Here is a 24,978-nt window from a genome sequence, read left to right as displayed (position 1 = left end):
TCCGTTTGCCAGCAACTCTTTACCGAAGATGCGGCGGGTTCTCGCCGCGGTTCCCCGGCGCCGTCCCCCGAAAGGGTGCTTTCAACCACCACCCGGTGTAACCCGCGTCCCGCCACTGCCTCGTCGCATGGCACGTCCCCGCTGGTCAGGAGAGGGGACGTCCCATGTGGGCAGCATTCCGGCGGCGGTTGTGGCCCGCCCCCGCGGCCGGCGGGCAGTGTCGGTGGTGCCCGGCGGGGCGAAGTGTTCGTCCGACGCGGTCCCCGCCCGGCCTCGACAACCGGCCCAAGCAAGGAAACGGGGAAAACTCATGACCATCGGCGCAACGCACAAGTCCCTCGGGATCGGTGTCGCCACGCTCGCCCTCCTGGGCGGCGTGGCCACCGCCGGCACGGCCCACGCGACCGGGAGCGTCACCGCCCACTCCACCGCGGCCGCGGCGAAGAAGTGCACGTACACGAAGAGCCTCGGCTACTACTGCGGCTACTACAAGGGCAGCGGCACCGTCCGCAAGGGCAGCAAGGGCAACGTGGTCCGGGAGGTCCAGGCGCTGATCAACCAGACGACCTCGTACAAGCCCAAGCTCAAGGTCGACGGCGACTTCGGCAAGAACACCAAGGCCGCCGTGATCTGGTTCCAGAAGAAGTACCACGTCAAGCCGTACGACGGCATCGTCGGCAAGAAGACGTGGAAGGAGCTGCGCCTGAAGTAGCCCCGCCGGGGGCGGGTGTGCCGTCCTCTCAGGCCAGGTGCGTGGGCGCGAACATCCGCAGCACCGCCGGGAGGACGACCACCGAGGGCCCCGGTCGGTCCAGGGCGTTCGACAGGTCGGTCTCCAGGGTCTCGGGGGTCGTACGGACGCCCGGGACCCCGAAGGACTCGGCGAGGGCCACGTAGTCGGGGCGGGTGAGCTCCGTCGCCGTGGCCTGGCCGAAGGCGTCGGTCATGTACTCGCGGAGGATGCCGTAGCCGCCGTCGTCGACGATCAGCCAGGTGACGTCGAGGTCGTACTGGCGGGCGGTGGCCAGTTCCGCGATCGAGTACAGCGCGCCGCCGTCGCCCGACACCGCCAGGACCGGGCGGGTGCGGTCGGCGGCCGCCGCCCCCAGCGCCGCCGGGAAGCCGTAGCCGAGGCCGCCGGCGCCCTGGGCCGAGTGCATGGTGTTGGGGGACTTCGCGTCGAAGGCCGACCAGGCCCAGTACGCCAGGATCGTCATGTCCCAGAAGGACGGCGAGCCGGCGGGCAGGGCGCGGCGGACGGACGCCAGCACGTTCTGCTCCAGGGTGAGTTCCTGCGCGGCGATCCGGTCGTGGACCTTGCCGAGCACCTCGCGTACGCGGTCGGCGGCGCCCTCGTCCGCGCGCTCGTCCACCGTCTCCAGCAGGGCCTGGAGCGCCGGGCGGGCGTCGGCGTGGATGCCGAGCGCCGGGTGGTTGGACTCCAGCTTGCCGAGGTCGGCCTCGATCTGGATCACCCGGCCGCGCGGCTTGAACGTGTGGTAGTTGGAGGAGAGTTCACCGAGGCCCGAGCCGACCACCAGCAGGACGTCGGCGTCCTCCAGGAAGTCCGTGGTGTGCCGGTCCTCCAGCCAGGACTGGAGGGACAGCGGGTGCTCCCAGGGGAAGGCTCCCTTGCCGCCGAAGGTCGTGACGACGGGGGCGTCGAGCCGCTCCGCGAGCGCCAGCAGCTTGCCGGACGCGTCGGCGCGGACCACTCCCCCGCCCGCGATGACCGCCGGGCGGGCGGCCGTCGACAGGAGGTCGGCCGCCACCGCGGTCAGTTCGGGACGCGGGACCAGCTCCTCCGGGGTCGCGTCCAGCGCCGTCACCACCGGCAGGCTCGTCCCGTCCAGCAGCACGTCCTGCGGGATCTCCACCCACACGGGCCCGTGCGGGACCGTGAGCGCCGACTTCCAGGCGGCCGCGATGGCGGAGGGGATCTGGGACTGGGTACGGACCGTGTGGACCGACTTCACCACGCCGCGGAACGAGGCGGCCTGGTCGGGCAGTTCGTGCAGGTAGCCGTGGCGGCCGCCGCCGAGCCCGGCCGTCGGGATCTGGCTGCTGATGGCCAGGACGGGGGCCGAGGCCGCCGCCGCCTCCTGGAGCGCGGCCAGCGAGGTCAGCGCTCCCGGGCCGGTCGACAGCAGCAGCGGTGCGGCCTCGCCGGTGATCCGGCCGTACGCGTCGGCGGCGAAGCCCGCGTTGTTCTCCACCCGCAGGCCCACGTACGTGAGGTCCGAGCGGCGCAGCGCGTCGAACATGCCGAGGGCGTGCTGGCCGGGCAGGCCGAAGACGGTCGTCGCGCCCAGCCCGGCCAGGGTCTCCACGACCAGGTCTCCGCCGTTGCGGCCGGGGGGAGGATTGAGGGCGGCCTCCGTCTGCGCGGGTGTCGGGCGGAGTACCGGGTCGTGGTCGTGCGTCACGTCGCTTACGCGTCCTTCCGGGCCGCCGCGATCTGGCGGGTCATGATCGTGGTCAGTTCGTACGCCGTGTGGGAGGCGGCCACCGAGGTGATCTCGGCGTGGTCGTACGCCGGGGCCACCTCGACGACGTCGGCGGAGACCAGGTTGCAGGAGGCCAGGCCGCGCAGGATCTCCAGCAGTTCGCGGGAGGTCATGCCGCCCGCCTCGGGGGTGCCGGTGCCGGGGGCGTGCGCGGGGTCGAGGCAGTCGATGTCGATGGAGATGTACAGCGGGCGGTCGCCGATGCGCTGTCGCAGCTGGTCGGCCACCTCGTCGGCGCCGCGGCGGTAGACGTCGGCGGAGGTGACGATGCCGAAGCCCATCTTCTCGTCGTCGGTGAGGTCCTGCTTGCCGTACAGCGGGCCGCGGGTGCCGACGTGGGAGAGCGCCTCGGTGTCGAGGATGCCCTCCTCCACCGCCCGCCGGAACGGGGTGCCGTGCGTGTACTCGGCGCCGAAGTAGGTGTCCCAGGTGTCGAGGTGGGCGTCGAAGTGGAGCAGCGCGACCGGGCCGTGCTTCTTGGCGACGGACCGCAGCAGCGGCAGCGCGATGGTGTGGTCGCCGCCGAGGGTCATCAACCGGGCGCCGGTGCCGAGGAGTTCGTCGGCGGCGGCCTCGATGGTCTCGACGGCCTCGTTGATGTTGAACGGGTTCACGGCGATGTCGCCGCCGTCCGCGACCTGGGCGAGGGCGAACGGGGAGGCGTCCTGCGCCGGGTTGTAGGGGCGCAGCAGCCGGGACGCCTCACGGATGGCGTTGCCGCCGAAGCGGGCGCCCGGCCGGTACGAGACGCCGGAGTCGAACGGCACGCCCACGACGGCGACGTCGGTGGTGCCCACCTCGTCGAGGCGGGGCAGCCGGGCGAAGGTCGCGGGGCCGGCGTACCGCGGGACGCGGGAGGAGTCGACGGGACCGCGGGGCGTCTCGGTGCTGCTCATACTGGAATGCCTTCTTTCTTACGCTTCGTCGCGCATGTACTGGCTCGTGATCGACTCTACTGATGCGCGGGGGCCGGTTCGGACGCGAGTTCGGGGGTACGCCCGGCGAGCCGCTCGCGCCAGGCGGCGAGGACGGCCTCGTCGGTCGGCTTCGTCGCCAGGGAGACGACGACGTAGGCGGCCAGGGAGGACAGCAGGCCGTAGTAGACGGGCTCGTTGGCGAGGATGCCGAAGGCCGCCATGAGGCCGATGACCGCGGCGCCGCCGACGATCACGGAGGCGAGGGCGCCCTGCACGGTGCCGCGCTTCCACAGCAGCCCGCCGAGGATCGGCACGAGCAGCCCGCCGACGAGCAGGTTGTAGGCGACGGTCAGCGCCTCGACGACGTTGTTGAGCGCGATGGCGGTGCAGATCACGCCGACGCCCATGATCAGGATGAAGGCGCGGTTGCCCTTGACCTCGTCGTGCTCTTCCCCGTCGCGGCGGACCACGCCGCGCAGCCGGGACCAGATGTCGTTGTTGGCGACGGTGGCGCAGGCGATCAGCGCGCCGGAGGAGGTGGACATCACCGCGGCCAGGGCGGCGGCGAGCACCAGGCCGCGGACACCGATGGGCAGGTCGTCCTTGACGATGGTGGCGAAGGCGTCGTCGGCGCTGCCGAGATTGGGGTAGAGCACCTTGGCGGCGGTGCCGATGACCGCGCCGGCGATCGCGTAGACCAGGCAGTAGGTGCCGGCGACGGTGCCGCCCCACTTCGCCGTGGTGTCGCTGCGGGCGGTGAACACGCGCTGCCAGATGTCCTGGCCGATGAGCATGCCGAAGGTGTAGATCAGCACGTAGGTGAAGATCGTCTCGCCGCCAATGCCCAGCGGGTCGAAGTACGAGGTCGGCAGCTTGGCCTTCATCTCGCTGAAGCCGCCCGCCTTGACGACGGCGATGGGCAGCAGCAGGAGCAGCACGCCGATCGTCTTGACCACGAACTGCACCATGTCGGTCAGCGTGATGGACCACATGCCGCCGAGGGTGGAGTAGGCGACGACGATCGTGCCGCCGAGGATGATCGCGACGGTGCGGTTCAGGTCGAACAGGACGTCGAAGATCGTGGCGTACGCGATGGTGGAGGTCACCGCCAGCATCAGGGTGTACGCCCACATCACCACGCCCGAGATGACGCCGGACCGGCCGCCGTAGCGCAGGTCGAGCATCTCGGAGACGGTGTAGACCTTCAGGCGGGCGATGCGGGCGGAGAAGAAGATCGAGAGGGCGAGGATCCCGAGGCCGATGGTGAAGACCATCCAGGCGCCGGAGAGGCCGTACTTGTAGCCGAGGCCGACGCCGCCGATGGTGGACGCGCCGCCGAGGACGATCGCCGCCATGGTGCCGGAGTACATCGCGGGACCCAGGCGGCGGCCCGCGACCAGGAACTCGCTCTTGGACTTGGCACGGCGCATGCCCCACCAGCCCATGGCCAGCATGCCGGCGAGATAGACGACGATCACTGTGTAGTCGACGGCCATGTGGGGCCCTCCTTCGCGCACATCCGGGTGGCGGTGTCGTGCAGATGTTTGGGTTCGTGCAGATATGTGGGGTGGACGTCGGCAAGGGCTCGCGGGGACATCGCCCGTACCCGTGGCTGCCGGTCCCCTAGACACTAGGTGGCCGAAAAGCGACTGCGAAGTGTACTTTTCATCCATTCGAGTCGCGGCGGTATGGAGGGAATGCACATCATGCCGGACGCAACTGTGTCACTGGCCCCCGCGGTCCCACCGACCCCACCGATCCCGCTGTCCGCGCTGCTGGCCCGGGAGGACCTCGCGCTGCGCCTGATCGCCGGCCCGGCCGACCGGGACACCGTGATCCACTGGGCGCACACCTCGGAGATGGCCGACCCCTACCCGTACCTGCTGGGCGGCGAGCTGCTGCTGACGGCCGGCGTGCACGTCACCCCGGCGGACGCCACCGGCCCGTACTTCGACACCTACGTCTCCCGGGTGGTGGCGGCGGGCGGCGCGGCCATCGGCTTCGGTCTGGCGCCGGTGCACGACGCGGTGCCCCGCACCCTGGTGGCGGCCTGCGAGGCCCACGGCCTGCCGCTGCTCGAGGTCCCGCCGCAGACCACCTTCTCCGGCGTCGCCCGCGCCGTCTGGCAGCTGATGGCGCAGGCCCGGCTGGCCGAACTGCGCCGCGTCACGGAGGCGCAGCAGAGGCTCGCGGCCGCCGCCTCCCGCCCCGACCCCATCCCGTCCGTCCTGCGCCAGCTGGCCCAGCGCCTGACCGGCTGGGCGGCCCTGTACGGCCCCGACGGCGCGGAGATCGCCTCGGCGGGCCGCGCCCCGCACGACGCGGCCCGCCAGGCGCTCGCCCATCTGACGGACGTGGTCCGCCCGGCCCCGACGACCACGGCGCCCCCGACCCCACCGGGCACGCCCGTCCGGACGACCACGGCCCCGGCTCCGCCCCCGACCGGCCGTCCCGCCCCGGCAGTCGCTCCCGCCGGCCGGCCCGCGCCCTCCTCCGCCACCGACACCGTGGCCGGCAGCCATCTCGCCGCCTACGCCCTCGGGACCGGGCAGGGCTTCGTACTCGGGGTGTCCTCGCCGCGCCGTGAGCCCGGGGACCACACCATCGCGTCGGTGGCCGCCGTGCTGCTCTCGCTGCTCACCGGCGAGCACCGCAGCGGTACGGGGGCGGCCCGCTCCTCGGCGCTGGTGCGGGTGCTGCTGGGCGCGGCGCCCGAGGAGGTGGCGCCGCTGCTCGGGACCGGGCGGTGGGTCGTCGTGCACGCGCGGCCGGAGACCCAGGCGGCCGACGCCGTGGCCGCCGCCGCGCTCGGCGCCGCGCTGGGCTCGGCCCTGGTCGACCTCGCCGACGGGGTCGTACGGGTCCTCCTGCCCGCCGAGCGGGAGCCGGGCCCCCAGCCCGGCTGGGCCCTCGGGGTGAGCACCGCCGTAGGCCCCGGCGACTGGGCGACGGCCGACTCCCAGGCGGCCCGCGCCCTGGCCCGCGCCCGCGCCACCCGCACCGCCCTGGTCGGCCACGGCACTCGCCCCGGCCTGACCGACCTGCTCCCGCGGGACGAGGCCGACGCCCACGCCCAGGCGCTGCTCGCGCCGCTCGGCGCGGCTCCCGCGCTCATCGAGACGCTGCGCACCTGGCTCTCCCTGCACGGCAGTTGGGACCGCACCGCGGTCGCCCTGTCGGTGCACCGCAACACCGTCCGCCAGCGCATCGCCCGCTGCGCCGCCCTCCTCGGCACCGACCTGGACGACCCCGACGTCCGCATGGAGCTGTGGTTCGCCCTGCGGTGGGCGTGACCCGCGTCCCAGCGGCCGGAACACCGGCGACGCGGGCAGTGCGCTGCACCACAATGGGAGCCATGCCGATATCCGGGACACCCAGCCGCGCCGAGCTCGTCGACCACCTCGTGAGGACCCGTATCGCCGGGGACGTCGCCACCCCTCGCGAGAACAACCTCTCCCACTACCGCAAGCTCGCGAACGGCGACCGCAACTTCTGGCTCGGTCTGGAGCTCGGCGACCGCTGGAGCGACGAGCAGGACGTGCTGGCGGTGATGGCGGAGCGCGTCGGCGTCAACGACGACCCGGAGCACCGCCACGGCCAGGACACCATCGACCCCGAACTGACCGTCGACGCCCTGGAGCGGATGGCCGGCCGGCTGCGCAAGGCGGCCGACAGCGGTCAGCGCGTGCTGTTCGCCACCGGTCACCCCGGCGGCCTGCTCGACGTGCACCGCGCCACCGCCGCCGCCCTGCGCGCCGCCGGCTGCGAGATCGTGGTGATCCCGGACGGACTCCAGACGGACGAGGGGTACGTCATGCAGTTCGCGGACGTGGCCGTCCTGGAACACGGCGCCACGCTGTGGCACACCCACTCCGGTGAGCCGATGCGGGCCATCCTCACCGGCCTGGAGCGCGAGGGCCGCCCGCTGCCCGACCTGGTCGTCGCCGACCACGGCTGGGCGGGATACGCCGGTCAGCACGGCGTGGACTCGGTCGGCTACGCCGACTGCAACGACCCGGCCCTGTTCGTCGCCGAGGCCGAGGGGACCGTCCAGGTGACCGTGCCGCTCGACGACCACGTGGTCAGCCCCCGGTACTACGACCCGATGACGGCGTACCTGCTGGACCAGGCGGGCCTGGGCTAGCGCTGTGACCGGAAAGGTTTGCCGGAAAGCTCGCGGCGTCCGGTGCTGGGGGTACCTCCCACGCCGTTCGGGCTGTGGGGGAGCATCGCAAGGCGGAGCATCGCCCGCGTACTGGATGTACTCGGGTGATGCGACAACGCGACGTGGGGGTACCCCCGGCCGAAGGCTGGAGGAGTGCCGTGCCGGGCGTCGCGAGCCGGTGAACCTTTCCGGTCGCAGCACTAGGCCTCTCGTTCGGATCGGGCCGGCGGGGCGTCCTCGGACCGCGGCACGCGGACCACGCCCTCCTGGATCACCGAGATCGCCAGCCGGCCGTCCTGCGTGTAGATGCGGGCCTGGCCGAGTCCGCGACCGCCGTGTGCGGAGGGGGACTCCTGGTCGTACAGCAGCCACTCGTCGGCCCGGAACGGCCGGTGGAACCACATCGCGTGGTCCAGCGAGGCCCCGACCACGTCGCCGACCGCCCAGCCGCCGCGGCCGTGCGCGAGCAGCACGGAGTCCAGCAGCGTCATGTCGGAGACGTAGGTGGCGAGGACGACATGCAGGAGCGGTTCGTCGATGTCGCCGTCGAGCTTGCCGTTGGCCCGGAACCACACCTGGGAGTGCGGCTCACGCGGCTCGCCGAACCTGCCGTACGGCGGCTCGTCGGCGTAGCGCAGGTCGACGGCCTCGCGGGCCTCCAGGAACCGCTCCACGACCTGGCGCGGGAGATGGCCGTAGCCGCGCATCCGCTCCTGCGAGGTGGGCAGGGTCTCCGGGTCCGGGGCGGGCGGCATGGGCGCCTGGTGCTCCAGCCCCTCCTCGTACGTCTGGAAGGACGCCGAGAGGTGGAAGACGGGCTGCCCGTGCTGGACCGCGACGACCCGGCGGGTGGTGAAGGAGCGGCCGTCGCGGATGCGGTCCACGGTGTAGACGATGGGCGCGCCCGGATCGCCGGGGCGCAGGAAGTACGCGTGCAGCGAGTGCGCGTGCCGGTCCCCGGGAACCGTGCGCCCGGCGGCGACCAGCGCCTGAGCCGCGACCTGCCCGCCGAAGACGCGCGGGACGACCGCGTAGCGGGACTGGCCGCGGAAGATGTCCCGCTCGATCCGCTCCAGGTCGAGCAGATCGAGCAGGGACCGAAGTGCTGGGTTCATGCGCCGGCCTGCCCTACAGGCCCATGTCCTTGGCGATGATCGACTTCATGATCTCGCTGGTGCCGCCGTAGATGCGGTTGACGCGGTTGTCCGCGTACAGGCGGGCGATGGGGTACTCGTTCATGTAGCCGTAGCCACCGTGCAGTTGGAGGCAGCGGTCGATGACGCGGTGGGCGACCTCGGTGCAGAACAGCTTGGCGGAGGCGGCCTCGGCGGGGGTGAGTTCGCCGGCGTCGAGGGCGTCCAGCGCGCGGTCGGCGACGGCCTGCGCCGCGTCCACCTCGGCCTGGCAGGCGGCCAGCTCGAACTTGGTGTTCTGGAAGTGGGCGACCGGCTTGCCGAAGACGGTGCGCTCCTGCACGTACTGCTTGGCGAACCGGACGGCGGCGGCGGCCTGCGCGTAGGCGCCGAAGGCGATGCCCCACCGCTCGGAGGGCAGGTTGGCGCCGAGGTAGGAGAAGCCCTTGTTCTCCTCGCCGAGCAGGTCCTCGACCGGCACCTTGACGTCGACGAACGCCAGCTCGGCGGTGTCGGAGGCCTTCAGGCCCAGCTTGTCGAGCTTGCGGCCCACCGAGTAGCCCTCGGACCGGGTGTCCACGGCGAACAGGGAGATGCCGTGACGGCGGTCCTCGGCCGTCGGGGCGGCGGTGCGGGCGCAGACGATGACCTTGTCGGCGTGGACGCCGCCGGTGATGAAGGTCTTGGCTCCGTTGAGGACGTAGTGCGTGCCGTCCTCGCTCAGCCGGGCGGTGGTCTTCATGCCCGCGAGGTCGGAGCCGGTGCCGGGCTCGGTCATCGCGATGGCCCACATCTCCTCGCCGGAGACGAACTTGGGCAGGTAGCGCTTCTTCTGCTCGTCGGTGGCGAGCATCTTGAGGTAGGGCAGCGCGAGCAGGACGTGGACGCCGGAGCCGCCGAAGGTGACGCCCGCACGGGCGGTCTCCTCGTACTGGACGGCCTCGAACCGGTGCGTCTGGAGTCCGGCGCCGCCGTACTCCTCGGGGACGTTGATGCCGAACAGGCCGAACTCGGCGAGCCGGTAGTAGAACTCGCGCGGGACCTGGCCGGCGGCGCACCACTCGTCGTAGACCGGTACGACCTCGGCCTCGACGAAGGCGCGGAGGGTCTCCCGGAACGCCTCGTGATCCTCATTGAACACCGTACGGCGCACGCCGCCACCTCCACACACGGACTGTCTAAGCGCTTGCTCACACCAACGTACCGGCGAGTACACAACGCCGTAAAGAGCAGCCCGGGTAACACAGGTCACGGAAGCGGCGAGCTGGAGTGGGCGGGTGCGAAGCCCCTCGCCCACCAGGGGCGCGGGGAACTGCGCGCCCAGCCCCCACGAACCCGCAGGCAACCACGGGGGTCCGGGGGCGAGCCCTCCGGGATGGGACGGGTAGGGGCGGCGGGGGCGAACCAAACACCACACACCCCCGGGGCATGGGGCACACCCCCGGGGCATGGGGCACAGCCCCATCACAAGCCGGGCCGCACCCACACACCGCTCAGCCCGCCGCAGGCGAAGGCGCCGACGCGAACGCCCCGCGAGCCATCCGATGCAGCAACTCCGCCGTGGCCCCGCGCCCCGGCAGAGACCCGGCCCGCCCCAGATGCGGCGTGGAGTTCAGCAGCCCGAACACCGAGTGCACGGCCGACCGCGCGGCCGGCTCGCCGAGATCCGGATGGACCTGGCGGACCACCTCCACCCACAGCTCGACGTACTGCCGCTGAAGCTGGCGCACCAGCTTGCGGTCGCTGTCCCGCAGGCGGTCCAGCTCCCGGTCGTGCAAGGTGATGAGGGGACGGTCGTCGAGCGCGAAGTCGATGTGCCCCTCGATGAGGGAGTCGAGCACCGCCTCCGGCCCGGCCACCCCGTCGGCCTCGGCCAGACGCCGCTTCGCCCCCGTCAGGAGCTGACCGCTGATGCCGACCAGCAGCTCGGCGAGCATCGCGTCCTTGCCCGCGAAGTGCCGGTACAGACCCGGCCCGCTGATGCCCACGGCGGCGCCTATCTCGTCGACGCCGACACCGTGGAAGCCGCGTTCGGCGAAGAGCCTCGCGGCTTCCTTGAGGATCTGCTCGCGGCGGGTGGGGGCATCGGTTCGGGTGGCCATGGAAGTAATTCTAGACAGGGAGGTTAGCGCTCGTTAACCTGAAGGGAAACGGGTTAACGCTCATTAACAGTCGGGCGCACCGACCACCGGGTGAGGGGACCGCAAGGATGCACGAGGCACCGGAGCTGACGAGCGCGGCCGATCCCGCGTCGGAGGCCTGGCAAGCCAACGAACAGGCACACCGCGAGCTCGCCGAGGAACTGCGCGGCAAGCTCGCCGCCGCACGACTCGGCGGCGGCGAGAGGGCGCGCGCCCGGCACACGGCGCGCGGGAAGCTGCTGCCGCGCGACCGCGTGGACACCCTCCTCGACGCCGGGTCGCCCTTCCTGGAGCTGGCACCGCTGGCCGCCGACGGGATGTACGAGGACCAGGCCCCGGCCGCCGGGGTCATCGCCGGCATCGGACGGGTCAGCGGCCGCGAGTGCGTGATCGTCGCCAACGACGCCACCGTCAAGGGCGGGACCTACTACCCGATGACGGTGAAGAAGCACCTGCGGGCCCAGGAGGTGGCCCTGGAGAACCGCCTGCCCTGCCTGTACCTGGTCGACTCCGGCGGCGCCTTCCTGCCCATGCAGGACGAGGTCTTCCCCGACCGGGAGCACTTCGGGCGGATCTTCTACAACCAGGCCCGGATGTCGGGCGCGGGGATCCCGCAGATCGCCGCCGTCCTCGGCTCCTGCACGGCCGGCGGGGCCTACGTCCCGGCGATGAGCGACGAGGCCGTGATCGTCCGCAACCAGGGCACGATCTTCCTGGGCGGTCCACCGCTGGTGAAGGCGGCCACCGGCGAGGTCGTGACCGCCGAGGAGCTCGGCGGCGGCGAGGTGCACTCCCGGATCTCCGGTGTCACCGACCACCTCGCCGAGGACGACGCCCACGCCCTGCGCATCGTGCGGAACATCGTGGCGACCCTCCCCGCGCGCGGCACCCTGCCCTGGGAGGTCACCGAGACGGTCGAGCCCAAGATCGACCCCCACGGGCTGTACGGCGCGGTGCCCGCCGACCCCCGCACCCCCTACGACGTCCGCGAGATCATCGCGCGCGTGGTCGACGGCTCCCGCTTCGCCGAGTTCAAGGCCGAGTTCGGGCAGACCCTCGTCACCGGCTTCGCCCGGATCCACGGCCACCCGGTCGGGATCGTCGCCAACAACGGCATCCTGTTCTCCGAGTCCGCCCAGAAGGGCGCCCACTTCATCGAGCTGTGCGACCAGCGCGGAATCCCGCTGTTGTTCCTCCAGAACATCTCGGGCTTCATGGTGGGCAAGGACTACGAGGCGGGCGGCATCGCCAAGCACGGCGCCAAGATGGTCACCGCGGTCGCCTGCACCCGCGTGCCCAAGCTGACCGTCGTGGTCGGCGGTTCGTACGGCGCGGGCAACTACTCCATGTGCGGCCGGGCCTACTCGCCCCGCTTCTTGTGGATGTGGCCGAACGCCAAGATCTCCGTCATGGGCGGCGAGCAGGCCTCCTCCGTGCTCGCCACCGTCAAGCGGGACCAGCTCGAAGCCCGCGGCGAGGAGTGGCCGGCGCAGGACGAGGAGTCCTTCAAGGCCCCCATCCGCGCCCAGTACGAGCACCAGGGCAACGCCTACTACGCCACCGCCCGCCTCTGGGACGACGGCGTGATCGACCCGCTGGAGACCCGCCAGGTGCTGGGCCTGGCTCTGACCGCGTGCGCCAACGCCCCGCTGGGTGACCCCCAGTTCGGCGTCTTCCGGATGTGAGGGGGGACCTCGTGACGATGTTCGAAACGGTTCTGGTGGCCAATCGGGGCGAGATCGCCGTCCGGGTCATCCGAACGCTGCGCGCGCTCGGCGTGCGCTCGGTGGCCGTCTTCTCCGACGCCGACGCCGGCGCCCGGCATGTCCGGGAGGCCGACACGGCGGTCCGGATCGGCCCGGCGCCCGCGGCCGAGAGCTATCTGTCCGTCGAGCGGATCCTGGAGGCCGCCGCCCGCACCGGCGCGCAGGCCGTCCACCCGGGGTACGGCTTCCTGGCGGAGAACGCCGGGTTCGCGCGCGCCTGCGAGGAGGCCGGGCTGGTCTTCATCGGCCCTTCCGCGGACGCGATCTCCCTCATGGGCGACAAGATCCGCGCCAAGGAGACGGTGAAGGCCGCCGGGGTGCCGGTGGTCCCCGGCTCCAGCGGCTCCGGGCTCACCGACGCCCAGCTTGCCGACGCGGCCCGTGAGATCGGCATGCCGGTGCTGCTGAAGCCGTCCGCCGGCGGCGGCGGCAAGGGCATGCGGCTGGTGCGCGACGCCGGCCTGATCGTCGAGGAGATCGCCGCCGCCCGTCGTGAGGCCCGCGCCTCCTTCGGCGACGACACCCTGCTGGTCGAGCGCTGGGTCGACCGCCCCCGGCACATCGAGATCCAGGTCCTGGCCGACGGCCATGGCAACGTGGTGCACCTCGGCGAGCGCGAGTGCTCCCTCCAGCGCCGCCACCAGAAGATCGTCGAGGAGGCGCCGAGCGTGCTCCTCGACGAGGAGACCCGGGCCGCGATGGGCGAGGCCGCGGTCCAGGCGGCCCGCTCCTGCGGGTACCGGGGCGCGGGCACGGTGGAGTTCATCGTCCCCGGCGGGGACCCGGCGTCCTACTTCTTCATGGAGATGAACACCCGCCTCCAGGTGGAGCACCCGGTCACCGAGCTGATCACGGGTCTCGACCTGGTGGAGTGGCAGCTGCGGGTGGCGGCGGGCGAGCCGCTGGCGTTCGCCCAGGAGGACGTCCGGCTGACCGGTCACGCGATCGAGGCCCGCCTGTGCGCGGAGGACCCGGCACGCGGGTTCCTGCCCTCGGGCGGCACGGTGCTCGGGCTGCGCGAGCCGGAGGGAGACGGTGTGCGCACCGACTCCGGGCTCAGCGAGGGCACCGAGGTCGGCAGCCTGTACGACCCGATGCTGTCCAAGGTGATCGCCCACGGCCCGGACCGCGCCACCGCGCTCAGGAAACTGCGGGCGGCCCTCGCCGGGACGGTCACGCTGGGCGTGCAGACCAACGCCGGGTTCCTGCGCCGGCTGCTGGCCCACCCGGCCGTGGTGGCGGGCGAGCTGGACACGGGCTTGGTGGAGCGGGTGGTCGACGAGCTGGTCCCCACGGAGGTGCCGGCCGAGGTGTACGAGGCCGCGGCGCTGCTGCGTCAAGCGGCGCTCGGTCCCGCAGGCGCGTCCGGCTGGGTGGACCCGTTCTCCGCCGCGGACGGCTGGCGCCTGGGCGGCGAGCCGGCCTGGACGGTCCACCATCTGCGCGTGCCGGGACACGAGCCGGTCGCCGTGCACGTGCGCCGCACGCCCGACGGCGGAACCGACGTGCTGACGGAGGGATCCGGCACACCTCGTCGGGGGTCCGGGGGCCTGCCCCCGCGAGCCGGCACCGACGACCGGTTCACCTTCCAGCTCGACGGCATCGTGCACACCTTCGCCGCCGTGCCGGACGGCACCTGGCTGGCCCGCGACGGCGACGCCTGGCACGTGCGCGACCACGACCCGGTGGCCGCCTCCCTCAGCCGCGCGGCCCACTCCGGCGCCGACTCGCTCACCGCCCCCATGCCGGGCACGGTCACGGTGGTGAAGGTCGCGGTCGGCGACGAGGTGGCCGCGGGGCAGAGCCTGCTGGTGGTCGAGGCGATGAAGATGGAGCACGTCATCTCCGCGCCGCACGCCGGCACCGTCACCGAACTGGACGTCACACCGGGCACGACGGTCGCCATGGACCAGGTCCTGGCGGTCATCGCCCCCGTGGAGGAGGAGACGGCATGAACGCCTCGGACGGCTTGAGCACCTCGGACACCGGCCTCCCGATGGTGGTCCCGGCCCCCGACCTGCCCGCGCGGATCAGGATCCACGAGGTCGGACCGCGCGACGGACTGCAGAACGAGAAGGCGACCGTGCCGACCGAGGTCAAGGCGGAGTTCATCCGCCGCCTCGCCGACGCGGGCCTGACCACCGTGGAGGCCACCAGCTTCGTCCACCCGAAGTGGGTTCCCCAACTGGCGGACGCGGAGGAGCTGTTCCCGCAGGTCAAGGATCTGAAGGGGGTGCGTCTGCCGGTCCTCGTGCCCAATGCGCGCGGGCTGGAGCGCGCGCTCGCCCTGGGAGCGGACCGCATCGCCGTCTTCGCCAGCGCCACCGAGTCCTTCGCCAAGGCCAACCTCAACCGCACGGTGGAGGAGTCGCTCGCGGTCTTCGAGCCCGTCGTGGCCCGCGCGAAGGAGAAGGGCGCCCATGTCCGCGGCTATGTCTCCATGTGCTTCGGCGATCCCTGGGAGGGCGCCGTCCCGCTCCACCAGGTCGCCCACGTGTGCAGGGCGCTGCTGGACATGGGCTGCGACGAGCTGAGCCTCGGGGACACGATCGGCGTCGCCACCCCGGGGCACGTCCTGGAACTGCTGGCCACGCTCAACGAGCAGCACGTGCCGACCTCCGCGCTCGGCGTGCACTTCCACGACACCTACGGCCAGGCCCTCGCCAACACCCTGGCCGCCCTCCAGCACGGCGTCACGACCGTCGACGCCTCCGCGGGCGGCCTCGGCGGCTGCCCGTACGCCAAATCCGCCACCGGCAACCTCGCCACCGAGGACCTCGTGTGGATGCTGCGGGGTCTCGGCATCGAGACCGGAGTCGACCTCGGCCGCCTGACCGCCACCAGCGCGTGGATGGCCGACCAGCTGGGCCGCCCCAGCCCTTCCCGCACCCTCCGTGCCCTCTCCCACAAGGAGCAGTGATCGACGATGAACCACCGTCTCTCCCCCGAGCTGGAGGAACTCCGCCGTACGGTGGAGCAGTTCGCCCACGACGTCGTCGCCCCGAAGATCGGCGACCTCTACGAGCGGCACGAGTTCCCGTACGAGATCGTCCGGGAGATGGGCCGTATGGGCCTGTTCGGGCTGCCGTTCCCGGAGGAGTACGGCGGCATGGGCGGCGACTACCTGGCGCTGGGCATCGCGCTGGAGGAGCTGGCCCGGGTGGACTCCTCGGTCGCCATCACCCTGGAGGCCGGGGTCTCGCTCGGCGCCATGCCGATCCACCTCTTCGGCACCGAGGAGCAGAAGCGCGAGTGGCTGCCGCGGCTGTGCTCCGGCGAGATACTGGGCGCCTTCGGCCTCACCGAGCCCGACGGCGGTTCGGACGCGGGCGCGACGCGTACGACGGCCCGGCTGGACCCGGACACCGACGAGTGGGTGATCAACGGCACCAAGTGCTTCATCACCAACTCGGGCACGGACATCACCGGGTTGGTGACGGTGACCGCGGTGACCGGCCACAAGCCCGACGGGCGCCCGCAGATCTCCTCGATCATCGTCCCCTCCGGCACGCCCGGCTTCACGGTGGCGCCCGCCTACTCGAAGGTCGGCTGGAACGCCTCCGACACCCGTGAGCTGTCCTTCGCCGACGTCCGGGTGCCGGCGGCGAACCTGCTGGGCGAACTGGGCCGCGGCTACGCGCAGTTCCTGCGGATCCTCGACGAGGGCCGGATCGCCATCGCGGCGCTGGCGACCGGGCTGGCCCAGGGCTGTGTGGACGAGTCGGTGAAGTACGCCAAGGAGCGCCACGCCTTCGGCAAGCCCATCGGCTCCAACCAGGCCATCCAGTTCAAGATCGCCGACATGGAGATGAAGGCCCACACCTCCCGCCTGGCCTGGCGCGACGCCGCCTACCGGCTGGTGGCCGGCGAGCCCTTCAAGAAGGAGGCCGCGCTCGCCAAGCTCTACTCCTCGACGATCGCCGTCGACAACGCCCGCGACGCCACCCAGGTCCACGGCGGCTACGGCTTCATGAACGAGTATCCGGTGGCCCGTATGTGGCGCGACTCCAAGATCCTCGAGATCGGCGAGGGCACGAGCGAGGTGCAGCGCATGCTGATCGCGCGGGAGTTGGGGCTGGTCGGCTGATCTCCTCGGCTCTCGGACGGATGGGGCCCCGCCGCCCCCGATCCGTCCGGCAGCCGCGACGCACGGACGCGCGCTTCCGTGGCGTGATGCGGACCATCGGCGAGAACTCGGGCTACGGCGTCGCTCCAGGGCGCGACGCCGGCCAGGGCGACTTCGACCCGGGCAGTCCGCCGGAGAACGACCTGGACACCGACCTCGACAAGGCCGCGTTGCCTCCACGCCCGAGGCCTTCAACATGGTGATGGACGCCGGCCGGCACCCGGGCGCCGCTCGCCCGCTACATCGGTACCGGTGACAATGCGCCCAGTACGACCGGGAGTTGATCGGTCTGTACAACGCCCTGGAGAACTGCACCAAGCTCAGCCGCGCCAGCTGAGCCCGGAGGCCCCGTGAAGAACGCGCAGCCGTGGAAGTCCTTCGTTCCCGTGGCGGTCAATCTGCTGCTCGGGATTCCGGCGATCGTGCCGGTCTTCCTGATCTGGTACGTCCTGTCCAACGGCCCGCTGGCCGAGCTGAGCTTGACCAGCCAGAACCCCAACGAGGACGACGGGATGCTGCTCTGGCTGGTCATCGTCGTACCCGTGGTGGGCGGCTTCGGGGGGATTTGGGCGCTGGTCAACATCTGGCTGCGGCGCAGGCTGTTCACCGTCCCGCTGCCCTACCCGTACTGGCTGGTGTGCATGACGGCGACCCTCGCCCCGTTCTTCGTGGGAGTCGGAATCGGCTGAACAGATGCCGCACGGCGTGACGCGAGCACGCACGGCACCGCAGGACATCACCGTCCGCGGCCGGGAGGCGGAGCCCGGCAAGGGGGCCGGCGCGCCTGTCGACGCGCTGTCCGGCCAACACCGCAGCGACGCCGAGGCGTTGACCCGCGAGCAGGGCGTCGCCGGCTGAGACACCGGCGCCCCAGTCGGCCGTCCCGGAGCCCCGTGAGGCGATCGGCCCGGCCGCGCATCCATGCCTTCGCACGGGGCGGACGACCGTTGGACAATTACTAAGGCTAGGCTAACCTAGCTTCGATTTTGTCCGGCGGGCGCTCCGCCCCGTTCGAAAGCAGTCACACCCATGCCCAACGCCCGTGCCACTCATCTCTCCCGCCGCGGCATCCTCGCCGCGGGCGGCGCCCTCGGCCTAGGTGCCGTGCTCGCGGCCTGCGGTGACGGTGACGCGAAAAGCGGCGGCTCGGGCGGCAAGGCGGCCGCCGGCGCGTCCGGCCCCTGGTCCTTCAAGGACGACCGCGGGCAGACCGTGAAGGCCGACAAGGCTCCCTCGCGCATCGTCGCCTTCGTCGGGGTCGCCGCCGCGCTGCACGATTACGGCGTCCGGGTCGATGGCGTCTTCGGCCCGACGACGACCAAGGACGGCAAGGCCGATGTGCAGGCCGGCGACATGGACGTCAGCAAGGTGACGGTGCTCGGCAACGAGTGGGGCCAGTTCAACATCGAGAAGTACGCGTCCCTCGCCCCCGACCTGCTCGTCTCCACCATGTTCGACGACGCGGGCACCCTCTGGTACGTCCCGGAGGAGTCGAAGAAGAAGATCCTCGCCGTCGGCGCCCCCACCGTCGGGGTCTCCGTCTACGACCGGCAGCTGACGGAGCCGCTGGAGCGCATGCTCGCGCTGGCCAAGTCGCTCGGCGCCGATGTCAGCGGCGACAAGGTGAAGCAGGCCAGGAAGCGGTTCGAGGACGCGGCCGCCCGGCTGCGCGCCGCTGCCCGGGCGAAGCCGGACATCAAGGTGCTGGCGGGCTCGGCGAGCCAGGACCTGTTCTACGTCTCCGGCACCAACCTCTCCATCGACCTGGAGTACTTCAAGGCCCTCGGCGTGAACTTCGTCGAGCCCCCGGAGAGCGCCAAGAAGCAGGGCGGCGGCTGGTACGAGTCCCTGAGCTGGGAAAACGCCAACAAGTACGCGGCGGACATCATCATGATGGACAACCGCACCTCGGCCATCCAGCCCTCCGACATCACCCAGGGCACCTGGAAGAAGCTCCCCGCGGTCAAGGCGCGGCAGGTCATCGCCCGCAACCCCGAGCCGATCCTGTCCTACGACAAGTGCGCCCCGCTGCTCGAGGACCTCGCGAAGGCCATCGAGACGGCGAGGAAGGTCGCCTGACCCGACTCGCGCCCCGCGCACGCACCACCCCCCACGTACAAGCACCCTGACGATGACTCAGGAGCTCCCATGACGACGGCCGTGGCCGCCCCGTTCCGTTTCTTCTCCCTCCAGGTCGTACGGACGAGGCGGCTCGGCCCGTCTCTCGTCCGGGTCACCTTCGCCGGGCCCGACCTGCACGCGTTCCACTCCGGCGGACGCGACCAGTCCCTCTCCCTGTTCCTGCCGCACCCGGGCCAGTCCGAGCCGGTGGTGCCGCTCGAACTCGGCTGGGGGTCCCCCCGCTCGAGCGAAGCCGAGAGTGGGGGAGGCTGGTGGCAGGGCTGGCGCGAACTCCCCGACGACGTACGGGCGGTGATGCGTTCATACACCCTGCGGTCCCTGCGCCGCGGACCCGGCGAGCCCGACGAGATCGACATCGACTTCGCCCTGCACGGCATGGAGCCCGGCGCCGCGGTGCCCGCCGGTCCTGCCTCCCGCTGGGCCGCCCGCGCCACGCCGGGCGACCGCGTCCTGCTGCTCGGTCCGGCGGTGGCGGACAACCGGGCGATCCGCTTCCGCCCGCCCGGGGACACCGATCTCGTGGTGATGTGGGGCGACGAGACCGCCGTGCCCGCGGCGACCGCGATCCTGGAATCCCTGCCGGCCGCCACGCGGGTGCGCGCCTGGCTGGAGGTGGGGCACGCGGGCGACATCCAGGACGTGGTGACCGACGCCGACGCCGAGGTCACCTGGCTGGTGCGCGAGCCGGGCCGCCCGGAGGGGTCCCCGATGGCGCTCGACGCCCTGCGCGACGCCCAACTCCCCGACGGTGCACAGCCGTACGTCTGGCTCGCGGGCGAGTCCGGGTGTGTCCGGGCGCTGCGCCGGCACTTCGTCGGCGAGCGCGGGACCGACCGGCGCCGCGTCACCTTCGTGGGCTACTGGCGGCACGGTCTGAGCGAGGAGCAGCTGCGCGCACAGGAGTGACACCGGTCACGACGCGGGTAGCACCCCGTTGAGATCAACTCAGGTTAGGCTAACCTAAGTTGATTGCGCGAACGGTGCCGCTTTCCCGTCCCGCACGGACCGTCCCCACCCCACCGGAGGACCCCCCCACATGCGCTCACACCTGCTCAATGACCTGACCGCGGAGCACTACCGCCGGTCCGTGAAAGAAGGAGTGGAGCGGGTGGCCGCCCGACTGGCCACCACCGACCGGCCGTTCACGGGCGTGACCGCCGACGCCCTCGCCCCGCGCATCGAGCGGATCGACCTCGACCGGCCGCTGAACGACACCACGGCGGCCCTCGACGAGCTGGAGGAGGTCTACCTCCAGGACGCCGTCTACTTCCACCACCCCCGCTACCTCGCCCACCTCAACTGCCCGGTCGTCATCCCGGCGGTGCTCGGCGAGGCCATCCTGTCCGCCGTCAACTCCTCCCTCGACACCTGGGACCAGTCGGCGGGCGGCACCCTGATCGAGCGCAAGCTCATCGACTGGACGGCCGCCCGCATCGGCCTCGGCCCCGACGCCGACGGCGTGTTCACCTCCGGCGGAACCCAGTCCAACCTCCAGGCGCTGCTGCTGGCCCGCGAGGAGACCGGGAGCGACGCCCTCTCCGGGCTGCGGATCCTCACCTCCGAGGCGAGCCACTTCAGTGTGCGCAAATCCGCCCGGCTGCTCGGCCTGGGACCCGAGTCCGTGGTCTGCGTCCCGGTCGACCGCGACCAGCGCATGCAGACCCTCGCGCTCGCCCACGAGCTGGAGCGCTGCCGCCGCGACGGACTGGTCCCGATGGCCGTGGTCGCCACCGCCGGCACCACCGACTTCGGCTCCGTCGACCCGCTGCCCGAGATCGCTGAACTGTGCGAGCGGTTCGGCACCTGGCTGCACGTCGACGCGGCCTACGGCTGCGGCCTGCTGGTCTCCCCCACCCGGCGCGAGATGCTCACCGGCATCGAACGCGCCGACTCGGTCACCGTCGACTACCACAAGTCCTTCTTCCAGCCGGTGAGTTCCTCCGCCGTGCTGGTCCGGAGCGCCTCGGTCCTGCGGCACGCCACCTATCACGCGGACTACCTCAACCCGCGTCGCGCGGTGAGCGAGCGCATCCCCAACCAGGTCGACAAGTCCCTCCAGACCACCCGCCGCTTCGACGCCCTCAAACTGTGGATGACCCTGCGCGTGATGGGCGCCGACGGCGTGGGACAGCTCTTCGACGAGGTGTGCGACCTGGCCGCCGCGGGCTGGAAACTGCTCGCCTCCGACCCGCGCTTCGACGTCGTCGTCGAGCCGGCGCTGTCCACCCTGGTCTTCCGCTACATCCCGGCGGCCGTCACCGACCCGGCCGAGATCGACCGCGCCAACCTCTACGCCCGCAAGGCCCTGTTCGCCTCCGGCGCCGCGGCGGTCGCGGGCACCAAGGTCGCCGGCCGCCACTACCTGAAGTTCACCCTGCTCAACCCCGAGACCACCACCGACGACCTCAGCGCCGTCCTCGACCTGATCGCCGGCCACGCCGAGCAGTACCTGGGAGAGTCCCTTGACCGCGCGTCCTGAAGCGACCGAAGCCCCCAAGACTTCCGAGGTCCCGGAACAGCCCCGGACCGCCTACGACTTCGTGGGCATCGGCCTGGGCCCCTTCAACCTCGGCCTGGCCTGCCTCACCGAGCCGATCGCCGAACTGAACGGCGTCTTCCTGGAGTCCAAGCCCGACTTCGAGTGGCACTCGGGAATGTTCCTCGACGGCGCCCACCTCCAGACCCCGTTCATGTCGGACCTGGTCACCCTGGCCGACCCGACCTCTCCGTTCTCCTTCCTCAACTACCTGAAGGAGAAGGGCCGCCTGTACTCGTTCTACATCCGGGAGAACTTCTACCCGCTGCGCGTCGAGTACGACGACTACTGCCGCTGGGCCGCGTCCCGGCTGAGCAGCGTCCGCTTCGGCACGACGGTCACCGAGGTGACGTACGACGAGGGCGACGAGCTGTACTCCGTGCGGACGCACACCGGAGCCGCGTACCGCGCCCGCCGGCTGGTGGTCGGCACGGGCACGCCCCCGTACCTCCCCGAGGCCTGCCACGACCTGCCCGGCGACCACCTGCACAACTCCCGCTACCTGGAGCACAAGGCGGCTCTCCAGCGCAAGGAGTCGATCACGCTGGTCGGCAGCGGCCAGTCCGCCGCCGAGATCTACTACGACCTGCTCGGCGAGATCGACGTCCACGGCTACCGGCTGAACTGGGTCACCCGCTCCCCGCGCTTCTTCCCGCTGGAGTACACCAAGCTCACGCTGGAGATGACCTCCCCGGAGTACATCGACTACTACCACGCGCTGCCGGAGAAGACCCGCTACCGCCTCACCGAGCAGCAGAAGGGCCTGTTCAAGGGCATCGACGGCACCCTGATCGACGAGATCTTCGACCTGCTCTACCAGAAGACCCTCGGCGGACCGGTCCCCACCCGCCTGCTCACCAACTCCGCGCTCACCGGCGCGGTCCACCACGACGGCGCGTACACCCTCACCTTCCGCCAGGAGGAGCAGGGGAAGGACTTCGAACTGCGCTCCGAGGGCCTGGTCCTGGCCACCGGCTACCGGTACACCGAACCGGAGTTCCTGAAGCCGGTCCGGGACCGGCTGCGCTACGACTCCCACGGCAACCACGACATCGGCCGCAACTACGCCATCGACGTCACCGGCCGCGGCGTCTTCCTCCAGAACGCCGGCGTGCACACCCACAGCGTCACCAGCCCCGACCTGGGCATGGGCGCGTACCGCAACAGCTGCATCATCCGCGAGCTGCTCGGCACCGAGCACTACCCGGTCGAGCGGACCATCGCTTTCCAGGAGTTCGCCGTATGACCTTCACGATCCGTCCGCTCGACCCGCTGAAGGACGCCGAGCTGCTGCACGGCTGGGTCACCCATCCCAAGGCGGCGTTCTGGATGATGCGGGACGCGAACCTCACGGACGTCGAGCGCGCCTACATGGAGATCGCCGCCGACCGCCACCACGACGCCTTCCTCGGCCTGCACGATGGCGAGCCCGCCTTCCTGATGGAGCGGTACGACCCGGCCCACCGCGAGCTGGTGGGCCTGTACGAGCCGGAACCCGGCGACGTCGGCATGCACTTCCTGGTCGCGCCGACCGACACGCCCGTGCACGGGTTCACCCGGGCCGTGCTCACCGCCGTGATGCGGCACCTGTTCCAGGATCCGGCGACGCGCCGGGTCGTGGTGGAGCCCGACGTGCGCAACAAGGCCGTGCAGGCGCTGAACACGGCCGTCGGGTTCGTGCCGGAACGCGAGATCGACAAGCCCGAGAAGACGGCGTTGCTGAGCTTCTGCACCCGGGAGCAGTTCACCGCGGCCACGGGGGTGACGGCATGACCCTCGCCGACGCCGTGTCCCATCTCTCCCCGGAGCGCTGGGAGACCGCCAACCGCCTGCTCATACGCAAGGCGCTCGCCGAGTTCGCGCACGAGCGGCTGCTCGCTCCCCGGCCTGACGGAGGCCACTGGGTCGTCCACAGCGACGACGGCCTCACCCACTACCGCTTCACCGCCGTCCGCCGCGCCCTCGACCACTGGCAGGTGGACCCGGACTCGATCACCCGTCGGCGCGACGGCACCGAACTGCCGCTCGCCGCACTGGACTTCTTCATCGAGTGCAAGGCGTCGCTGAGGCTGAGCGACGAGATCCTCCCGATCTACCTGGAGGAGATCTCCTCCACCCTGGCGAGCACCTGCTACAAGCTCGCCAAGCCGCAGGTCACCTCGGCCGAGCTGGCGAAGGGCTCCTTCCAGGACATCGAGAGCGGCATGACCGAGGGCCACCCCTGCTTCGTCGCCAACAACGGGCGGCTCGGCTTCGGGGTCCACGAGTACCTGTCGTACGCCCCCGAGACCGCGAGCCCCGTCCGGCTGGTGTGGCTGGCCGCGCACCGCTCACAGGCGGCGTTCACGGCGGGCGTCGGCATCGAGTACGAGGCCTTCCTGCGCGAGGAGCTGGGCGTGGAGACCGTCGAGCGCTTCCACGCCCGCCTCACCGGCCAGGGCCTCGACCCCGCCGACTACCTGCTCATCCCCGTCCACCCCTGGCAGTGGTGGAACAAGCTCACCGTCACCTTCGCCGCCGAGATCGCCCGCCGGCACCTGGTCTGCCTGGGCGAGGGTGACGACGAGTACCTGGCCCAGCAGTCCATCCGGACCTTCTTCAACCGCACGAACCCGCACCGGCACTACGTCAAGACCGCGCTGTCCGTGCTCAACATGGGCTTCATGCGCGGGCTGTCGGCCGCCTACATGGAGGCCACCCCGGCCATCAACGACTGGCTGGCCCAGCTCATCGCCGACGACCCGGTGCTGAAGTCGACCGGCCTGACGATCATCCGCGAGCGGGCGGCCGTCGGCTACCGGCACCTGGAGTACGAGAAGGCGACGGACCGCTACTCGCCCTACCGGAAGATGCTGGCCGCGCTGTGGCGCGAGAGCCCGGTGCCCTCGCTGCGGGACGGCGAGTCCCTGGCCACCATGGCCTCGCTGCTGCACGTGGACCACGAGGGCGCGTCCTTCGCGGGTGCGCTGATCGAACGCTCCGGGCTGTCCCCGAGGCAGTGGCTGCGCGGCTATCTGCGCGCCTACCTCACTCCTCTGCTGCACAGCTTCTACGCCTACGACCTGGTGTTCATGCCGCATGGCGAGAACGTGATCCTGGTGCTGGAGGACGGCGAGGTGCGGCGGGCGGTCTTCAAGGACATCGCCGAGGAGATCGCGGTGCTGGACCCGGACGCCGCCCTGCCGCCCCAGGTGCGGCGGATCCGGGTGGAGGTCCCGGAGGACAAGAAGCTGCTGTCCCTCTTCACGGACGTCTTCGACTGCTTCTTCCGCTTCCTGGCCGCGGGCCTCGCCACCGAGGGGATCCTGGAGGAGGACGCCTTCTGGCGGACGGTCGCCGAGGCGGTCCGCGAGTACCAGAAGTCGGTGCCCGAACTCGCCTGGAAGTTCCGGCAGTACGACCTGTTCGCCCCCGAGTTCGCGCTGTCCTGCCTCAACCGGCTCCAGCTGCGCGACAACCGGCAGATGGTGGACCTCGCGGACCCCTCCGGGGCGCTCCAGCTGGTCGGGACCCTGCGGAACCCCCTCGCGGGGCGGTGAGCCCCG

Annotated in this window: 22 protein-coding genes; 16 read left to right on the top strand and 6 right to left on the bottom strand. The window is 71.5% G+C overall.

Annotation, left to right across the window (positions count from 1 at the left end):
* Positions 1–310: 310 nt before the first annotated feature.
* The gene (locus tag ACWEK3_RS02910) at positions 311–712 is read left to right on the top strand and encodes a peptidoglycan-binding domain-containing protein (RefSeq protein ID WP_453248748.1); all 402 of its coding nucleotides are present in this window, start codon (positions 311–313) and stop codon (positions 710–712) included.
* 28 nt (positions 713–740) lie between these two features.
* Here the strand turns inward: ACWEK3_RS02910 and ACWEK3_RS02905 are convergent, their stop codons facing one another.
* The 3 genes from ACWEK3_RS02905 to ACWEK3_RS02895 are packed head-to-tail and all read right to left on the bottom strand — an operon-like array spanning position 741 to position 4,920.
* Positions 741–2,426: a thiamine pyrophosphate-binding protein gene (locus ACWEK3_RS02905; protein ID WP_453248747.1), complete on the bottom strand. Its 1,686-nt coding sequence runs from the start codon at positions 2,424–2,426 to the stop codon at positions 741–743.
* Between the two features lie 5 nt (positions 2,427–2,431).
* On the bottom strand, positions 2,432–3,403 hold the full coding sequence (gene speB, locus ACWEK3_RS02900; protein WP_361415519.1) for an agmatinase: 972 nt from the start codon (positions 3,401–3,403) through the stop codon (positions 2,432–2,434).
* A 56-nt stretch (positions 3,404–3,459) separates the two neighbouring features.
* On the bottom strand, positions 3,460–4,920 hold the full coding sequence (locus ACWEK3_RS02895; RefSeq protein ID WP_390725624.1) for a sodium:solute symporter: 1,461 nt from the start codon (positions 4,918–4,920) through the stop codon (positions 3,460–3,462).
* 192 nt (positions 4,921–5,112) lie between these two features.
* Here ACWEK3_RS02895 and ACWEK3_RS02890 point away from each other — a divergent pair, with 192 nt between their 5' ends.
* The gene (locus ACWEK3_RS02890; protein WP_453248746.1) at positions 5,113–6,717 is read left to right on the top strand and encodes a PucR family transcriptional regulator ligand-binding domain-containing protein; all 1,605 of its coding nucleotides are present in this window, start codon (positions 5,113–5,115) and stop codon (positions 6,715–6,717) included.
* A 62-nt stretch (positions 6,718–6,779) separates the two neighbouring features.
* Positions 6,780–7,568, top strand: a complete 789-nt coding sequence (locus tag ACWEK3_RS02885) for a phosphatase (RefSeq protein WP_453248745.1) — start codon at positions 6,780–6,782, stop codon at positions 7,566–7,568.
* A 221-nt stretch (positions 7,569–7,789) separates the two neighbouring features.
* On the opposite strand, the gene ACWEK3_RS02880 is transcribed toward ACWEK3_RS02885, so the two are convergent.
* From ACWEK3_RS02880 to ACWEK3_RS02870, 3 genes are all read right to left on the bottom strand, one after another.
* Positions 7,790–8,704: an acyl-CoA thioesterase gene (locus ACWEK3_RS02880; protein ID WP_365417217.1), complete on the bottom strand. Its 915-nt coding sequence runs from the start codon at positions 8,702–8,704 to the stop codon at positions 7,790–7,792.
* Positions 8,705–8,717: 13 nt separating this feature from the next.
* The gene (locus ACWEK3_RS02875) at positions 8,718–9,875 is read right to left on the bottom strand and encodes an acyl-CoA dehydrogenase family protein (RefSeq protein WP_453248744.1); all 1,158 of its coding nucleotides are present in this window, start codon (positions 9,873–9,875) and stop codon (positions 8,718–8,720) included.
* A 340-nt stretch (positions 9,876–10,215) separates the two neighbouring features.
* Complete coding sequence (locus tag ACWEK3_RS02870; protein WP_361415507.1) at positions 10,216–10,824, bottom strand: SACE_7040 family transcriptional regulator; 609 nt, start codon at positions 10,822–10,824, stop codon at positions 10,216–10,218.
* 107 nt (positions 10,825–10,931) lie between these two features.
* On the opposite strand from ACWEK3_RS02870, the gene ACWEK3_RS02865 reads away from it, so the two are divergent.
* The 13 genes from ACWEK3_RS02865 (at position 10,932) to ACWEK3_RS02805 (ending at position 24,972) form a co-directional block, all read left to right on the top strand.
* Positions 10,932–12,548, top strand: coding sequence for a carboxyl transferase domain-containing protein (locus ACWEK3_RS02865; RefSeq protein ID WP_453248743.1), 1,617 nt, complete (start codon positions 10,932–10,934; stop codon positions 12,546–12,548).
* Between the two features lie 17 nt (positions 12,549–12,565).
* Positions 12,566–14,584, top strand: coding sequence for an acetyl/propionyl/methylcrotonyl-CoA carboxylase subunit alpha (locus ACWEK3_RS02860; protein ID WP_450538231.1), 2,019 nt, complete (start codon positions 12,566–12,568; stop codon positions 14,582–14,584).
* Complete coding sequence (locus tag ACWEK3_RS02855; protein ID WP_384425616.1) at positions 14,581–15,549, top strand: hydroxymethylglutaryl-CoA lyase; 969 nt, start codon at positions 14,581–14,583, stop codon at positions 15,547–15,549. The genes ACWEK3_RS02860 and ACWEK3_RS02855 overlap by 4 nt, the downstream gene beginning before the upstream one ends.
* Before the next feature lie 6 nt (positions 15,550–15,555).
* On the top strand, positions 15,556–16,716 hold the full coding sequence (locus tag ACWEK3_RS02850; RefSeq protein ID WP_361415501.1) for an acyl-CoA dehydrogenase family protein: 1,161 nt from the start codon (positions 15,556–15,558) through the stop codon (positions 16,714–16,716).
* An 86-nt stretch (positions 16,717–16,802) separates the two neighbouring features.
* Complete coding sequence (locus tag ACWEK3_RS02845; protein WP_450538124.1) at positions 16,803–16,958, top strand: hypothetical protein; 156 nt, start codon at positions 16,803–16,805, stop codon at positions 16,956–16,958.
* 147 nt (positions 16,959–17,105) lie between these two features.
* Entirely contained in the window at positions 17,106–17,444 is a 339-nt protein-coding gene (locus ACWEK3_RS02840) for a hypothetical protein (RefSeq protein ID WP_453248742.1), read from the top strand.
* 16 nt (positions 17,445–17,460) lie between these two features.
* Positions 17,461–17,613 (top strand): hypothetical protein, encoded by a 153-nt coding sequence (locus ACWEK3_RS02835; protein ID WP_450538120.1) that lies wholly within the window; start codon positions 17,461–17,463, stop codon positions 17,611–17,613.
* Between the two features lie 171 nt (positions 17,614–17,784).
* Entirely contained in the window at positions 17,785–18,834 is a 1,050-nt protein-coding gene (locus ACWEK3_RS02830; RefSeq protein WP_450538119.1) for an ABC transporter substrate-binding protein, read from the top strand.
* A 69-nt stretch (positions 18,835–18,903) separates the two neighbouring features.
* Positions 18,904–19,803: a siderophore-interacting protein gene (locus tag ACWEK3_RS02825; protein ID WP_453248741.1), complete on the top strand. Its 900-nt coding sequence runs from the start codon at positions 18,904–18,906 to the stop codon at positions 19,801–19,803.
* 130 nt (positions 19,804–19,933) lie between these two features.
* Entirely contained in the window at positions 19,934–21,376 is a 1,443-nt protein-coding gene (locus ACWEK3_RS02820; protein WP_450538115.1) for a pyridoxal phosphate-dependent decarboxylase family protein, read from the top strand.
* A complete protein-coding gene (locus tag ACWEK3_RS02815) occupies positions 21,360–22,679 on the top strand; it encodes a lysine N(6)-hydroxylase/L-ornithine N(5)-oxygenase family protein (protein WP_453248740.1) in 1,320 nt (439 codons plus the stop codon). The genes ACWEK3_RS02820 and ACWEK3_RS02815 overlap by 17 nt, the downstream gene beginning before the upstream one ends.
* Positions 22,676–23,206 (top strand): GNAT family N-acetyltransferase, encoded by a 531-nt coding sequence (locus tag ACWEK3_RS02810; RefSeq protein ID WP_453248739.1) that lies wholly within the window; start codon positions 22,676–22,678, stop codon positions 23,204–23,206. Before ACWEK3_RS02815 ends, ACWEK3_RS02810 begins: the two co-directional genes overlap by 4 nt.
* Entirely contained in the window at positions 23,203–24,972 is a 1,770-nt protein-coding gene (locus ACWEK3_RS02805) for an IucA/IucC family protein (protein ID WP_453248738.1), read from the top strand. The genes ACWEK3_RS02810 and ACWEK3_RS02805 overlap by 4 nt, the downstream gene beginning before the upstream one ends.
* Positions 24,973–24,978 lie beyond the last annotated feature (6 nt).

This window comes from Streptomyces sp. NPDC004721, from assembly GCF_053601495.1.
Note: the sequence above shows the minus strand (reverse complement) of the source record. Positions and strands in the feature narration are given on the sequence as shown.

Coding starts and splice junctions, on each gene's coding strand:
- ACWEK3_RS02880 (WP_365417217.1), bottom strand. CDS start 8,704: ATGAACCCAGCACTTCGGTCCCTGCTCGATCTGCTCGACCTGGAGCGG.
- ACWEK3_RS02845 (WP_450538124.1), top strand. CDS start 16,803: ATGCGGACCATCGGCGAGAACTCGGGCTACGGCGTCGCTCCAGGGCGC.
- ACWEK3_RS02865 (WP_453248743.1), top strand. CDS start 10,932: ATGCACGAGGCACCGGAGCTGACGAGCGCGGCCGATCCCGCGTCGGAG.
- ACWEK3_RS02850 (WP_361415501.1), top strand. CDS start 15,556: ATGAACCACCGTCTCTCCCCCGAGCTGGAGGAACTCCGCCGTACGGTG.
- ACWEK3_RS02810 (WP_453248739.1), top strand. CDS start 22,676: ATGACCTTCACGATCCGTCCGCTCGACCCGCTGAAGGACGCCGAGCTG.
- ACWEK3_RS02885 (WP_453248745.1), top strand. CDS start 6,780: ATGCCGATATCCGGGACACCCAGCCGCGCCGAGCTCGTCGACCACCTC.
- ACWEK3_RS02805 (WP_453248738.1), top strand. CDS start 23,203: ATGACCCTCGCCGACGCCGTGTCCCATCTCTCCCCGGAGCGCTGGGAG.
- ACWEK3_RS02855 (WP_384425616.1), top strand. CDS start 14,581: ATGAACGCCTCGGACGGCTTGAGCACCTCGGACACCGGCCTCCCGATG.
- ACWEK3_RS02895 (WP_390725624.1), bottom strand. CDS start 4,920: ATGGCCGTCGACTACACAGTGATCGTCGTCTATCTCGCCGGCATGCTG.
- ACWEK3_RS02910 (WP_453248748.1), top strand. CDS start 311: ATGACCATCGGCGCAACGCACAAGTCCCTCGGGATCGGTGTCGCCACG.
- ACWEK3_RS02820 (WP_450538115.1), top strand. CDS start 19,934: ATGCGCTCACACCTGCTCAATGACCTGACCGCGGAGCACTACCGCCGG.
- speB (WP_361415519.1), bottom strand. CDS start 3,403: ATGAGCAGCACCGAGACGCCCCGCGGTCCCGTCGACTCCTCCCGCGTC.
- ACWEK3_RS02825 (WP_453248741.1), top strand. CDS start 18,904: ATGACGACGGCCGTGGCCGCCCCGTTCCGTTTCTTCTCCCTCCAGGTC.
- ACWEK3_RS02890 (WP_453248746.1), top strand. CDS start 5,113: ATGGAGGGAATGCACATCATGCCGGACGCAACTGTGTCACTGGCCCCC.
- ACWEK3_RS02870 (WP_361415507.1), bottom strand. CDS start 10,824: ATGGCCACCCGAACCGATGCCCCCACCCGCCGCGAGCAGATCCTCAAG.
- ACWEK3_RS02830 (WP_450538119.1), top strand. CDS start 17,785: ATGCCCAACGCCCGTGCCACTCATCTCTCCCGCCGCGGCATCCTCGCC.
- ACWEK3_RS02860 (WP_450538231.1), top strand. CDS start 12,566: ATGTTCGAAACGGTTCTGGTGGCCAATCGGGGCGAGATCGCCGTCCGG.